This is a genomic window from Paenibacillus sp. TAF43_2 (genome assembly GCF_052113545.1).
Lineage (GTDB): Bacteria > Bacillota > Bacilli > Paenibacillales > Paenibacillaceae > Pristimantibacillus.
In genome coordinates this window covers 1-14,128 of sequence record NZ_JBFRDK010000160.1, presented here as the reverse complement: position 1 = coordinate 14,128, position 14,128 = coordinate 1, and the positions used below count along the sequence as shown (strand labels likewise).

At 44.1% G+C, this 14,128-nt stretch carries 10 protein-coding genes and 3 pseudogenes; 10 read left to right on the top strand and 3 right to left on the bottom strand.

The window, feature by feature from the left end; all coding sequences use genetic code 11:
- The 5 genes from AB4Z17_RS25745 to hisC form a co-directional block, all read left to right on the top strand.
- The coding region (locus tag AB4Z17_RS25745) for a glycosyl hydrolase (RefSeq protein ID WP_441962941.1) at nt 1-1,002 on the top strand (1,002 nt) is incomplete at its 5' end.
- A gap of 55 nt (nt 1,003-1,057) precedes the next feature.
- Nucleotides 1,058-2,158, top strand: coding sequence for an SGNH/GDSL hydrolase family protein (locus AB4Z17_RS25740; RefSeq protein WP_441962939.1), 1,101 nt, complete (start codon nt 1,058-1,060; stop codon nt 2,156-2,158).
- Nucleotides 2,155-3,633 carry a glycosyl hydrolase gene (locus AB4Z17_RS25735; RefSeq protein WP_441962937.1) on the top strand — a complete coding sequence of 493 codons (1,479 nt, stop codon included), beginning with the start codon at nt 2,155-2,157 and terminating at the stop codon, nt 3,631-3,633. Before AB4Z17_RS25740 ends, AB4Z17_RS25735 begins: the two co-directional genes overlap by 4 nt.
- A 37-nt stretch (nt 3,634-3,670) precedes the next feature.
- On the top strand, nt 3,671-6,220 hold the full coding sequence (locus AB4Z17_RS25730) for a beta-mannosidase (protein WP_441962935.1): 2,550 nt from the start codon (nt 3,671-3,673) through the stop codon (nt 6,218-6,220).
- A gap of 199 nt (nt 6,221-6,419) precedes the next feature.
- A complete protein-coding gene (gene hisC, locus AB4Z17_RS25725; protein WP_441962934.1) occupies nt 6,420-7,529 on the top strand; it encodes a histidinol-phosphate transaminase in 1,110 nt (369 codons plus the stop codon).
- A gap of 86 nt (nt 7,530-7,615) precedes the next feature.
- Here hisC and AB4Z17_RS25720 read toward each other — a convergent pair whose 3' ends face one another.
- On the bottom strand, nt 7,616-8,380 hold the full coding sequence (locus tag AB4Z17_RS25720) for a CAP domain-containing protein (RefSeq protein ID WP_441911064.1): 765 nt from the start codon (nt 8,378-8,380) through the stop codon (nt 7,616-7,618).
- Nucleotides 8,381-8,659: 279 nt separating this feature from the next.
- Between AB4Z17_RS25720 and AB4Z17_RS25715 the strand changes: the two genes are divergently transcribed.
- Nucleotides 8,660-8,860: a cold-shock protein gene (locus tag AB4Z17_RS25715; RefSeq protein ID WP_054024035.1), complete on the top strand. Its 201-nt coding sequence runs from the start codon at nt 8,660-8,662 to the stop codon at nt 8,858-8,860.
- A gap of 118 nt (nt 8,861-8,978) precedes the next feature.
- A pseudogene (locus AB4Z17_RS25710) lies at nt 8,979-9,170 on the top strand (hypothetical protein); the annotation flags it as partial.
- Nucleotides 9,171-9,203: 33 nt separating this feature from the next.
- Here the strand turns inward: AB4Z17_RS25710 and fabV are convergent.
- Complete coding sequence (gene fabV / locus AB4Z17_RS25705) at nt 9,204-10,394, bottom strand: enoyl-ACP reductase FabV (RefSeq protein WP_441911062.1); 1,191 nt, start codon at nt 10,392-10,394, stop codon at nt 9,204-9,206.
- A 204-nt stretch (nt 10,395-10,598) separates the two neighbouring features.
- Entirely contained in the window at nt 10,599-10,808 is a 210-nt protein-coding gene (locus AB4Z17_RS25700; protein ID WP_076266703.1) for an alpha/beta-type small acid-soluble spore protein, read from the bottom strand.
- A 134-nt stretch (nt 10,809-10,942) separates the two neighbouring features.
- Here AB4Z17_RS25700 and AB4Z17_RS25695 point away from each other — a divergent pair, with 134 nt between their 5' ends.
- The 3 genes and pseudogenes from AB4Z17_RS25695 to AB4Z17_RS25685 form a co-directional block, all read left to right on the top strand.
- A complete protein-coding gene (locus AB4Z17_RS25695) occupies nt 10,943-11,584 on the top strand; it encodes an ATP-dependent DNA ligase (RefSeq protein WP_441962932.1) in 642 nt (213 codons plus the stop codon).
- A 353-nt stretch (nt 11,585-11,937) separates the two neighbouring features.
- Nucleotides 11,938-12,534 (top strand): annotated as a pseudogene (locus tag AB4Z17_RS25690) (S-layer homology domain-containing protein); the annotation flags it as partial.
- A gap of 816 nt (nt 12,535-13,350) precedes the next feature.
- A pseudogene (locus AB4Z17_RS25685) lies at nt 13,351-14,128 on the top strand (family 43 glycosylhydrolase); the annotation flags it as partial.

Genomic DNA, 14,128 nt, shown 5'->3' with positions numbered 1-14,128 from the left:
GTGGAACCTAAGCTCATAAACCCGAATGCAGATGATCATGCGAAAAGGCTGATGACCTATTTATGCGACATTTATGGAACTCGCATATTGACCGGTCAGCAAATCGGTGTAGTATCAACACCTGAGCTTGAAATATTGCATGAAGTGACTGGGAAATACCCAGCTGTTTATGGCTTTGATTTCATGAATTATTCACCCTCGCGCACAGAGCGCGGGGCCACATGCTCCGATACGGATATTGCGATTGATTGGTGGCAAAGCGGCGGCATCGTAACTTTTTGCTGGCACTGGAATGCGCCTAAGGATTTAATTGATTTGGCCCCTGACCGAACGTGGGGCAGCGGTTTCTATACAAAAGCAACGACGTTTGATGTGCAGAAGGCGTTGAATGATCAAGAGTCAGAGGATTATAAGCTGCTGATCAGAGATATTGATGCGATTTCCTCCGAGTTGAAACGGCTGCAGGATGCAGGGGTGCCGGTATTATGGAGACCGCTGCACGAGGCTTCGGGAGGCTGGTTCTGGTGGGGCAGCAAAGGTGCTGAGCCCTGCGTTCAATTGTGGAAGCTGATGTATGACCGAATGACGAACGTGCATAAGTTGAACCATTTGATTTGGGTATGGAATGGACAGCATGCGGATTGGTATCCGGGCGATGAGTACGTCGATATTATTGGAGAAGATATTTATCCTCCTGAGCAAAATTACGAGTCGCAGCTTGATCGTTTCGAGAAGGCGCTCGCTTACACAAGCATGAACAAAATTATTGCTTTGTCTGAAAATGGACCGATTCCTGATCCTGATCTTATGCTGCAGGATCGTGCACTCTGGGCATGGAATTGCACGTGGTATGGCAATTTTGTCTACAATACTGTGGATGGGCACCGTGTATATGCCGAGAAGTTTACAGATAGGGAACAGCTTATCAAATTTTATAATCACCCTTTCTCGTTAACGAAGGATGAGCTGCCTGATTTGAAAAATTATCAGCTGCGAGAATAGCGGGTGGATGCCATTTATCGCAAGGACTAATACTTGTGCAAGGAGCACGCCATTTATGACTTTGTCGATTTGGAATCACCGAAGCAATTTGCATCGAACGCGGCGCGGAATCCAAGAGGGACGCTTGACGATGGGCTTTATTGGAGGCTCGATCACCGACGCAAGGCCGCGCCATAACTGGCCGGAGCCAGTCATTGCCTGGTTCACGGAGCAATACCCGGAACTGCGTATCACGGTTGAAAATGCAGCGATCGGAGCAACGGGCAGCGATTTAGCTGCTTTCCGCGCCAAACGCGATTTAATCGATACGAATTGCGATTTGGTTTTTATTGAATATGCAGTTAATGATGAAGGCGAGCCAACCTTGAAGCGCAATCGTTCGCGCGAAGGATTAATAAGGCAATTGCTCGCTGATGGCCAGCGCGATATCGTCATCGTATACACGTATTCGCAAAATATGTACAGCGCCATTGCACATGGCTTGGTACCGGACACGATTAATGAATTTGAGCGGATAGCAGAGCATTATGAGCTAAGCTCGGTATGGATGGGTTTGTACGCTTTTGAGGAAGTCAAGAAAGGCAAGCTGCGATTTGAAGAATGGCTGCCAGATGGTCTTCATCCGACAAGCAGAGGAAGCTTGAGCTATGGGCAAAGTGTAATTGCATATCTCCAGAAGGAATTATCGTATGCGGATCACGCGGTGGAGGCTGATCAGGTTTCATACTTGATACCAAAGCCGCTGGATACACAATGCTGGGATGATGTATTCGACTTATCTTTTCATCACATTCATACGAGAGGTTCTTGGGCTATAAGGAGATGGCCTCACCTGGAGTGGATCGATCAAGTGCTCGAGACATCGGCCATTGGAGCGGAGTTGTCCTTCTCCTTCGAGGGAAGAGGACTCGTTCTTGGCTTTGACTTCGGAAGAAGCTCAGCTGAGTTTCGATACCGAATAGATGATGGGGAGTGGCAAGTGATGGAGCGGGAGAGGCCATCATGGGTCCAGGATGATGGGTGGTATCGCTTAAGCTGTTTCGGAGATGATTGGGTGAGCGGCCGTCACCGCTTCGAGCTTGAAGTCATTCATGGCAATCGACCAGAATGCACAGGCACTAATTTCCGACTCGCGAAAGTGGGGATTATCAGGTGACCGCCCTTCGGAGCAGACGAGTTGTCATTAGTGCGCTTGCTGTCAGCTTAGCGCTTCTAGGCGCCGTTTTAGTTGTTGTATTGGCTGTTCTGCCAAGCTCAAACAAGGAAGAACCATTTTTGAAATATGAAGCGGAGTCCGGGCTGCTTCAAGGTACTATGGTTTCTCAAGTAGCGGAGGGCTATTCTGGCTCTGGATTCGTTACTGGCTTTACGGATGAGCAGGACCAGTTAACGTTTGAGGTTGTTGCTCCAAAGGCAGTATTATACAATGTATGGGTCAGCTACCGGGCGCCAAATGGCAATAAAGTAGCTGGCATTTCATTAAATAATCAGCCCCACGGCGAATTGGTTTTACAGCCAAATGATCAATTTACGGAGCTCAAGGCAGGGAAGCTGCTTTTACAAGAGGGCGCGAATACGATTAGCTTGACCAGAGGCTGGGGTTATTACGATATCGACTATATTAAGCTGCAAAAGACGAAGCCTGAAACGAAACATCAGGTCTCTGGTGAATTAGTGAATGGGAATGCTTCTGCAGAAGCCAAAAAACTAATGAATTATTTGGTGGAAAACTATGGCGAGTCGATGTTGTCGGGTCAAACCGGACTGGATAATGTTTCTTGGATTGAGAAGATTACCGGTAAAAAACCAGCGATGGTCGGGTTTGATTTAATCGATTATTCCAAAACAAGAGCAGAGCACGGAGCTATCTCGTATGAAGTGGAAAAAGCAATTGGCTGGCATAAGCAAGGCGGCATTACAACCTTCTTATGGCATTGGAACGCTCCCACCGGCATAATTGACGAGCAGGGAAAAGAATGGTGGCGGGGGTTTTATGCTGATTCGGTAACCTTTGATTTGGAGAAAGCTTTGAGTGACACCGAATCGGAGGAGTACAAGCTGCTGCTAGCTGATATCGATACGATTGCCGTGCAGCTTCAAAGGTTAAATGATGCCCATGTGCCCGTGTTATTTAGACCGCTTCATGAAGCAGAAGGCGGGTGGTTCTGGTGGGGAGCAAAGGGTCCTGAGCCGGCAAAGCAGCTTTACCGACTAGTATACGATCGACTGGTCAATAAGCATGAATTAAACAATCTCATATGGATCTGGAATTCGGTCCAGCCCGAATGGTATCCAGGAGATGACGTAGTGGATATCGTTAGTGTAGATAGTTATCCAGCCCCTGGAGATCATTCTCCAGCCATTAATTATTTTGATAATCTCGTCGCTCTAGTCAGCAATAAAAAACTTGTTGCAATGACTGAAAATGGTTCCATTCCTGACCCGGACTTAATGAAGGCGTATGGTGCGAATTGGAGCTGGTTTGTCACCTGGGAAGGCGATTATTTAAACGATGGAAAACATAACAGCCAAGAAATTTTGAAAAAAATCTACAATCATTCAAATGTGACGACACTGGATGAACTTCCAGACTTGTTTGGCATGAAAAAAGCTGTAGATAAAGAAGAATGACAAGCGATAGGAAGACACATATTCTTAGGAGGACAAAATGAGAGAAACACAACTAGTGCTAAGTAATTGGAAATTCAAAGCTTGTCAGGAGCAAGAATGGATGGAAGCCATCGTGCCTGGCTGCGTTCATACGGATTTGCTGCGCAATGGCATCATCAAAGATCCTTTCTATAAAACAAATGAGCATGATTTGCAATGGATTGACAAAATAGATTGGGAATACGAGACTCATTTCGACGTAAATGATCAATTGTTAAATGCCTCAACTATTGAACTCGTATTCGATGGATTAGATACGTATGCAGACGTTTATGTAAATGGCAATCATGTATTGTCAGCAGACAATATGTTCAGAACATGGAAAGCAAATGTAGCGTCTATGGTGAATGCCAAAGATAATGTATTGTTGATTAAATTCCGCTCCCCTGTGCAAGAGGATTTGCCGAAGATCGAGAAGCTTGGCTATAATCTACCAGCTAGTAATGATCAATCAGAGCTTGGCGGACTGGGTACTCAGAAGATAAGTATTTTTGCAAGAAAAGCGCCTTATCATTATGGCTGGGACTGGGGTCCGCGATTCGTTACGAGCGGTATTTGGCGTGAAGCTAGACTAGAAGGCTGGTCGGGCAGCAAAATTACGGATGTATATGTGAAGCAGGATCAGGTAAATGCTTCGAAAGCTAGCTTAACGGTAGATGTGGAAATTGAGTCGGAGCATGAATGGAACGGCTTGGTGAAGTTAAGTGCAGGGGGACAAACTTGGGAGCAGGCTGCGCACTTAAAGCAAGGGATCAATGTGATTCAACTGCCTGTTGATATCGAGAATCCGAAGCTTTGGTGGAGCAGAGGACTTGGCGATGCTCATTTATATACATTTACAGCAGAGCTTTGCAAGGATGAAGAGTTGATAGCTGCAAAGTCCGTTCGTACTGGTCTTCGCTCCATTCGATTGGTGCGAGACAAGGATGAGGTAGGAGCCTCGTTTTATTTTGAGCTTAACGGCGTTCCTGTGTTTGCGAAAGGTGCAAACCATATCCCTAATGACAGCTTCATTACAGAAGTAACAGATGAGCGATATAGACATGAAATAGTTTCAGCTGCGGAATCGAATATGAACATGCTTCGTGTATGGGGCGGCGGTATATATGAGCAATCGGTGTTCTATGAGCTTTGTGATGAGTACGGCATCTTGGTGTGGCAGGACTTTATGTTCGCATGCAGCATGTATCCTGGCGATGAGGCCTTTCTAGAAAATGTTCGCTTGGAAGCAGAAGAGAATGTGAAGCGGCTGCGCAATCATCCTTCTATCGTGCTGTGGTGCGGCAATAACGAGATTGATTCGGCTTGGGCGCAATTTGATGAGAAGGGCGGCTGGGGCTGGAAAAAAGAATATACATCGGAGCAGCGCGCTGTCATTTGGGCGGACTACGAGGCAGTTTTCCATGACATTTTACCTGATGCGGTAGAAGCCTATGCGCCAGGAACACAATATTGGCCATCCTCACCGCTTATATCGCTGTCGGGGGACATTAACCAGCATGCGCATCCGCTATCTACAGAGGGAGATGTTCATTACTGGGGAGTATGGCACGCAGTTGAGCCATTTGAGAACTACAACCTGAAAATCGGCCGTTTTATGAGTGAATACGGCTTCCAGTCATTCCCTGAGTATGATACGGTGATGAAATTCGCAACGGAGCAGGATTTGGCTCTGGATTCTAAGGTAATGCGCGCGCATCAGAAAAATGGCGACGGCAACCGTCTCATTAAAGAATACATGGATATTTATATGAGCGAGCCTAAGGACTTTCCTGCTTTTCTTTATATGAGTCAGGTGCTGCAAGCAGAAGCGATGAAGATGGCGATTGAGGCGCATCGTCGCAGCATGCCATATTGCATGGGAACGTTATACTGGCAAATGAATGATTGCTGRCCAGTAGCTTCTTGGGCAGGCATGGATTATTACGGAAAATGGAAAGCTATGCAGTATTATGCGAAAAGAAGCTTCGCCGACACAATGCTGTCCTTTGACAAGACAGATGACGGCATTATCAATATTCATGCGGTAACGGATTTGCTGGAATCGTTGAACGGCGAGCTCAGATTAACGCTATACGACTTTGCAGGCGTGTTAATTAAGCAGGAAACGACTCAAGTTTCCGTAGCAGGAAATAGTGCAGCAATTGTAAGCTCGATAAACGAGCTGGAATGGCTGACAGGCTGCGAAGCAAACCGTGTTGTATTGTATGCAGAGCTGACCCAAGGCGGTAAGCTGATAGACAGCAAGGAACATTATTTCGTGAAAGCGAAAGAACAGAAGCTTGCTTCAGCGGTTATTCGAATTTCAGAGGTTGAAGGCAGCAACGGCACGTCGTTCGCGCTGGAGACGGATGTGCTTGCTAAGCAGGTATGGATTACCGCAGAGCACGAGGGCATGTTCACGGACAACTTTTTTGATTTGATACCGGGTGTAGCTAAAATCGTAGAGTTCCGCTTGCGCGAAAGTGGAGAAGCAGCAAGTAAGCCAATTGCAGCGGGCAAGGTGCAAGCTCGTTCAATGATCGATTTTTTGGCTGAGGGCAAATAAAACGAAGTGAAACAAAGCAGATAAAAAGGAGGCACCTATGAAGGGTGCCTCCTTTTCTTAATGTACAATACGATACTGCTGAAGCGGGAATATAGTCATTTTTTTGGCAATCTTATCTCGCATTAACTCTTTACTGCGAGAAAGGATTAATGTATTATCGTATTAAAGGTTTTGACTTTATTTAGTAAGGGTGAAATGTATGAACGAGAAAATTGAAGTTAAACCACGAAAGGCTTTGGAAGTGATGAAGCCCTACTCCCCAGGTAAACCGATTTGGGAGGTTCAGAGCGAATATGGCCTGCAGCATGTAATTAAGCTGGCCTCTAATGAAAATCCATTAGGACCTTCTCCAAAAGCGATAGAAGCCATTCAAATCGCCTTGACTGATCTTCATCGTTATCCTGACAACCAGTCTCAATTATTGAAGAAAACCATTGCCGATTATTACGACCTGCATGCAGATCAAGTCATTGTTACTAACGGCGGAGATGAGCTCATCACGCTTGTTGCAGAAGCTTTTTTGGATGCGGGTGATGAAATTATTGTGCCGGGACCTACATTTAGTGAATATGAGTTTGGTGCTCAGCTGATGGGAGCTAAAACAATCGTTGTCCCGCTCAATGATGCTTTTCAATATGATGCAGAAGCTATTGTTGCTGCAGTGACTGATCGTACCAAAATTATATATCTATGTTCTCCAAATAATCCAACAGGTACTTATGTAGCTCAAAAAGATTTGAAATATATCCTCGATACAATCCCAAAACGTATCATGGTTATGCTCGATACAGCTTACAGCCACTACGTTTCGGAGGAGCTGTATTCGGATGGAATGGCATTTGTAAGAGCAGGCTACCCGCTCATCGTGCTAAAAACCTTTTCGAAAATTTACGGCCTTGCAGGAATTCGAGTAGGCTATGGGGCTGCCCCTCAGCAAATTATTCAGAGCATTCTTCAAGTGAAGGAGCCGTTTAATGTTAATGCACTTGCCCAGACAGCGGCAGCAGCAGCGATCGGTGATGAAGAGCATGTTTTAAGTTCGCAAGCACTGGTTGCCAAGGAACGTGAGCGCATGTACGCTTCATTTGACCAGCTTGGGATCAAATATACGCAAAGTATGACCAACTTTGTACTTGCTGAGCTTGGGCCGGAATCGGAGTCCATCTACATGCGTTTAATGGCTAAAGGGATTATCGTTCGCCACGGCAAAACGTGGGGCTTGCCGCTCCATGTGCGTATCTCAATAGGTATGCCGGAAGAAAATGATCAGTTTATTGCCGCATTAAGCGAAATACTTGGTTCGGTTTAGTCTTTAGCAAATAATTATGCCGCGATGTTAGTAAGAGCAGCCAAAGAGTGAAAATTCGTCGGCTGCTCTTTATTTGATCGATGCGATTAACCAGTAAATTCTTGAACCCATGCCCCTTGGTAATACCCAACTCCAATTTTAGTGAAACTGGATTTCAAAATATTTGCGCGGTGCCCAGGGCTGTTCATCCAATCCTTCATTACTTGATCAGGAGTAGGCTGGCCTTTAGCAATATTTTCACCAGCAGAACTGTACGTAATATTGAATTGTTTCATCATGTCGAAGGGAGAACCATAAGTTGGTGAATTATGATCAAAGTAGTTGTTGTTAATCATATCCTGTGCTTTAACCAATGCCATTTTGGATAAAGATCCATCCATGCTAAGTGCAGGCAACCCTGATTTTGATCGTTCAGAATTGACCAGTTGAAGCACCTGCTGTTCATATTGTCCAGAGGAAGAAGGAGCTTTCTCCGCTGGATTTTGAGTCGTTGGATTTTGAGTGGTCGGGTTTTGAGTTGTTGGATTCTGTGTCGTTGGTTGTTGAGCTGGGTATTGACCAGGGTACTGAGACGGAGATGGATAAGGATACTTATTCACGAGTCCATTTGCTCCATCGCCCAACAGCCAATCTGGAATGTTGTTGTACTGCGAGCCCTTCATTGAAACAGTAGGATTCTTCATCATCGGTGTAGAGATTGAAGAGGCCTGGGTTGTGTGTGGAGTTGACGTAATAATAGGTGTTTTGGTTGATGTGTAACCAAGAGCAGAGTGCTTATTGGTTGACATCCTTGGATTTGACGAACAGCCTACAGCTAAAATAAGTAAAGCTAAAATGAAAAATTTCCGCATGTACATACTCCTCAACGTTAGAATAGTGTGCTTGCTACCCGATATATAATTTCCTGACCAAGCTGTTGTTATCCCGGAGAAAAAAGGGATTTAATTTTTTTTTAAAAGAAGACTTGCTTATTACAAATGCCTATGGTATATTATCAATACAAACAACAAATTTAACCTTGAATTCACATATTGAAAAGGTTGTCATTTGTATGATGATATCTTTTTCAATGTGTGATTTTTAGTTTTTCTGGAAAAAACATGTTAATATACTTTTGGAGGTAATCAATTATGGAACAAGGTACAGTAAAATGGTTTAACGCAGAGAAAGGCTTCGGTTTTATCGAAGTTGAAGGCGGCAATGACGTATTCGTACATTTCTCCGCAATCCAAGGCGACGGTTTCAAATCACTTGACGAAGGTCAACGCGTTGAGTTCAACGTAACTCAAGGCAACCGTGGACCACAAGCAGAAAACGTTGTAAAACTATAGTATCAAATCAAAACCCCTTAACTTCGGTTAAGGGGTTTTTTTATGCATAAATTATAAATTTTCGGGGTGGGACAGGACTACCACTCTGTTTTTGTTTTTGGTAAGGTAGAGGTATGTAGACGAAGGGAGAATCCAAGGAGGCAGCCAATCTATTCAAGCCTTAGCCAGAATGATTGGGTCAATCATAGGAGGTCAAATCTATGTATCATTTGGTCATGCCGCACCTGCTTTTATGGGTATGATCCTTATAGCAGTGGCTATACCAGTAATGTATTTGCACCAGCAAACACAAAAAAACCAACTCGAGTGAATAAACGCTCGAATTGGTTTTACAGCGGAAATATTAGCGAAGATTTGGAATGTTTACTTCTGGATTAACGTCTGCTTCATAATCGATGCCATCTGTCTCGAAACCGAACAGCTGGAAAAATTCACGACGATAACCTTCAAGATCAGAAAGATCATAAACATTTTCTGTAGAGAGCTTAGCCCAAACATCGGCAACCTCAGCTTGGATTTCTGGTCTCATCTCCCAATCATCAACGCGGATTAGGCCTTTTTCATCAACCAGCGTTTCACCTTTACCGTATAGACGTTCTGAGAATAAACGATACATTTGCTCAATGCAGCCCTCATGAATGCCTTTTTCTTTCATCACTTTATAAAGGGCGGAAATATAAAGCGGCACCACTGGAATCGCGGAGCTTGATTGCGTAACGAGCGCTTTGTTAACGGAAACGAATGCGCGACCGCCATTTGTGCTGAGCTGTTCATTAAGGCGGTGAGCCGTAGCTTCCAGATCATTTTTAGCAGCGCCAATTGTACCTTCACGATAAACTGCATGTGTAATTTCAGGTCCAATGTAAGAGTAAGCAACTGTAGTTGCGCCTTCAGCAAGTGCTCCAGCTTTCTCAAGCTCGTCAATCCACATCTGCCAGTCCTCGCCGCCCATAACAGCAATCGTTTGACGAAGCTCGTCTTCTGTTGCCGGCTCGATTGTAGCTTGCGTTACATCGCCGTTATGGAAGTTAACGGTTTTGTTCGAATACGTGCCGCCAAGCGGCTTGATAACGGAAGAGAACGTTTCGCCTGTTTTTGGATGCGTCCGGCGCGGAGAAGCTACGCTGTAGACAACGAGATCAATTTGACCTAGTTCCGTACGGATCAAGTCGATTGTTTTTGCTTTAATTTCATCAGAGAAAGCATCTCCAACGATGCTGAAAGATTTGCGTCCAGCAGTTGCAGCAGCTTCCTCGAAAGCAGCGGAATTGTACCAGCCAGCGGATGCTGTGCGTGCGCCTTCAGCAGCTTTGTCAAAATAAACGCCAATTGTATTAGCGCCAGCAGCGAAAGAAGAAACGATACGTGAAGCAAGACCATAACCTGTTGAAGCTCCAATGACGAGCACGTTGCGCGGGCCTTCAATGCTTGGTTGAGCGTTTACGTAATCGATTTGACGCTGTACTTGTTGTGCGCAGCCCTCAGGATGTGCTGTCGTACAAATAAAGCCACGAGTTTTTGGTTGAATAATCATATTAGAATATTCCTTTCCATAATGGAATTTGTTTGTATGCGTTATGTAACGGGACAACTCTCTCCCATTTTACCGATTTTTATTGAAGAAGGGAAGTTCTCCATTCGTGACAAAAGCATTTATTTGCACAATTTCTTATTTTTTCTCAAATAAATAAGCGCCAAGAAAGCATCTCTGCATTCTTGGCGCTTATTTATGTAGAAATTAACGACGTCCTGACAGCTGTTGTTCAGCCATTTGAACGAGCCGGCGTGTAATTAATCCGCCGATAGAGCCCATATCGCGAGTGGTCATATTGCCATAATATCCGTCTTGCGGAAGTTGAATGCCAAGCTCTTGGGCCACTTCATATTTAAGCTGCTCTAGAGCTGCACGGGCTTGCGGTATAAGAAGTTGATTCGTACGATTTGCCATCTTTTCTCAGCCTCCTTCTTGAACCTATTATGTGGATACGAGTGAGAGTTTATTCATATCATTCACCTAAATTTACCTCCTATTTTTGAAGTGAAATCATGCTAAAATGTTTAAACGGAAAGGGGGGCGCCGTAATGTTTGTGGAACCCATGTTACTAACGGAATATGAAAAACCTTTTGATGATGATGATTTTATATTTGAACCCCTATTGGATGGACACCGCCTGCAGCTCTCCTTTATGGGAAGCAAGGCTGCTTTATATACTCGGCATTTCAATGAAGTTACGCGGCAGTATCCCGAATTACATAATGTACCGCTGAGGGAGCCGGCGGATGTTCTGTTAGATGGCGAGGTAACCTATGTAAACCCATTTACAGGAGCGATTGAGTTCGAGTCGCTGAAGGAACGTTACAGGCTGAAGAAGGAACCGAGTATCCGTGAAGCCAAAAGGACGAAGCCGGTCCAGTTTTTTGTATTTGATATTCTTTATTACAACGGGCTTGATTTAAGGCAAAAACCGCTGCTTGAGCGAAAGCGGCTGCTGGAATATATTTTGGAGGATAATGCCTATTTCAAAAAGATGCTGTACGTGGAGCGAGAGGGTGCAGCTATTTTTGATCTTGTAAGAAGATCGGATTTGGAGGGCATTGCCTGCAAGCGCAAGGATAGCACCTACRCTGAGGGTCGTCAGGAGAGCTGGCTAAAGGTGATAAATGATAATTATAAATCGTTATCGATGGCTTCAGATCAGAAAAAAACCTCAATTGCTGAGTAAAGGTATTATTAATATTTTTATTAATAACAACGAATATTCATAAATGATTTTATAGTGAGTGAGATGAATGCTGTCGGCAAAAGCTGATGGCATTTTTTTGCGTTTATTTCTAAAACGAAGGAATGGATACTTCCGTACTAGTGGGGAGTGGGAGTGAAACTCACTTACATCGTTTATATATTTTCTATTGACGATTTACAGCGTTTGTCGTTACAATGTAAACGTTAACAAAATTAGTAATCGATTAGTTTAATTGTTATTCGTTGGTCAAAAGTTATGCAGGAATAAAAAATGTGAGGTGAATGGGAGCGTATCGTTCGATTTACTGATGATGCCATTATGATGAATGAAACATGATTTTCAATCGAAAGGGGAGTTATGCGATGCTCAAATATTTTAGCAAACTGATTGCATTGGTTCTTGTTTGCTTATTACTTGTACCTGCACCATTAATTGTGGCTGCTGAAGGTAATACAGAACCCGTTCAGAGTACCTTGGATCGTGCAAACCAAAGCAAAATCAAATCCGATGTGCAAGGCCACTGGGCGGAAAAGGATTTTACAGAGTGGTACGAGAAACAGCTTATCCAGGGTTATGGGGATGGGAATTTTAAGCCAGATCAAGCGATAAGTCGAGTGGAATTTATGACTCTGATGAATCGGGTTTATCGCTTTGTTGATGAGGAAGAGATTGTTTTCTCTGATGTATCTGCATCCAGCTCTTACTACAGTGAAGTGAAGAAGGCGGTTGCGGCAGGATATATTTCCGGTTACAGCGACGGAACGATCCGTCCCAACGATTCGATTTCTCGTCAAGAGGCTGCCGTTATATTATTTAGAGTATTTCGGTTGAGCAGTGCGGCCAAATATGAAAGCGCTCTTACGGATCTAGGCTCATTGCCTTCATGGAGTAAGGAAGCCGTGAACGCGCTCGTTATGGAAGGATACGCAACAGGGTATAAAGATCAAACATTTAAACCAAATAACAAGATTACAAGAGCTGAGGCGCTGCGGCTAATAAACAATATTTCTGGAGAGATATTGAATCAAGCGGGCACATATGCGGATGTTTCAAGCAAAAACATAATCATTAATACAGCGAATATTACGTTAAAAGATACAACTATTGAAGGAGATCTATACTTAACCGAAGGCATCGCCRAAGGGGATGTCATACTCGACAATGTCAAAGTAAAAGGAGTAGTGAAGGTATTTGGAGGAGGCCAAAACAGCATTAAAATAAAGGATTCGGATATCGCGCAAATTTATGTTGATAAAAAGAATGGCAAGCTGCGAATGGTAACCCAAGGAACAACAACCGTTGGTCAAGTGTTTACCATTTCAGGCGTTAAGCTTGAAGAGGCTGACGGTTTAACTGGTGAAGGCTTCAAAAATGTAATGATTGACAAGGATACAGCAGCGGATGCAACCATTGAGTTGGATGGAAACTTTGATAAGGTTGAGATTTCTGCATTATCTTTTCCTGCTATTAAATTGCTGAAAGGCATCATAAGTAAAATGATAGTGGAGCAAAAAGCTGCCTTGCATGTGAATGAGGCCGCGGAAATTAAAGAGATTATCATTCTGTTTGACAGTAAGCTCAAAGTTACAGGCAAAGGCAAAGTGACAAGCAATAGTGAGAATGAGGCTAAGCTCGAGCGAGAGGCAGCGACATTTCCTGCTTCTGGTGGTAATGGTGGTGGAAATGAAACACCTGCGCCAACAACAACTCCTACTCCTACTCCTACTTCGACACCGATGCCGACGCCTACTTTTGAAAATGTATCGGTTCACGATCCATCTGTTATTAAAGTTGACGAAACGTATTACGTATTCGGCTCGCATTTGGCGGCTGCAAAATCGAATGATCTCATGAGCTGGTCGTTAATTGATTCAGGCGTGACGGAAACGAACAAACTGTTCAAGAGTGCTGAAAGCAATGTGAAAAAGGAATTGGCTGAGGCGCTCGGCTGGGCAGAAACGGATACGCTATGGGCTGCTGATGTCATTCAGCTTGCAGATGGAAAGTTTTACATGTATTACAATGCATGCAAAGGAGATCAACCGCTCTCAGCACTCGGGGTTGCAGTTGCGGATAATATCGAAGGGCCATATGTGAATAAAGGCATCTTCCTGAAATCAGGCAAAGGATTAAGCGCGGAAGGTACGGCTTATGACGGTACAAAACATCCGAATGTTGTTGATCCCGATACGTTTTTTGATAAGGATGGCCGATTATGGATGGTCTATGGCTCATACTCCGGCGGAATTTTTATTCTAGAGATGAATGCTGAAACCGGTTTTCCATTAGATAATCAAGGTTATGGCAAACGATTGATGGGCCAAAATCATAGTCGTATTGAAGCGCCTTACATCCAATATCATCCGAATAGCGGCTACTATTATTTATTTGTGACATTTGGTGGATTAGATTCGGTTGGCGGCTACAATATGCGAATATCTCGTTCTTTAAATCCGGATGGGCCTTATGTGGATTATGAAGGTCAGGATATGATTCAGGCTCACGGTCCAGAGGGCTCATTCT

Excerpts from the sequence above, each read along its gene's own strand:
- AB4Z17_RS25715 (WP_054024035.1), top strand. The coding sequence starts at position 8,660 with ATGGAACAAGGTACAGTAAAATGGTTTAACGCAGAGAAAGGCTTCGGT.
- AB4Z17_RS25720 (WP_441911064.1), bottom strand. The coding sequence starts at position 8,380 with ATGCGGAAATTTTTCATTTTAGCTTTACTTATTTTAGCTGTAGGCTGT.
- AB4Z17_RS25740 (WP_441962939.1), top strand. The coding sequence starts at position 1,058 with ATGACTTTGTCGATTTGGAATCACCGAAGCAATTTGCATCGAACGCGG.
- AB4Z17_RS25700 (WP_076266703.1), bottom strand. The coding sequence starts at position 10,808 with ATGGCAAATCGTACGAATCAACTTCTTATACCGCAAGCCCGTGCAGCT.
- fabV (WP_441911062.1), bottom strand. The coding sequence starts at position 10,394 with ATGATTATTCAACCAAAAACTCGTGGCTTTATTTGTACGACAGCACAT.
- hisC (WP_441962934.1), top strand. The coding sequence starts at position 6,420 with ATGAACGAGAAAATTGAAGTTAAACCACGAAAGGCTTTGGAAGTGATG.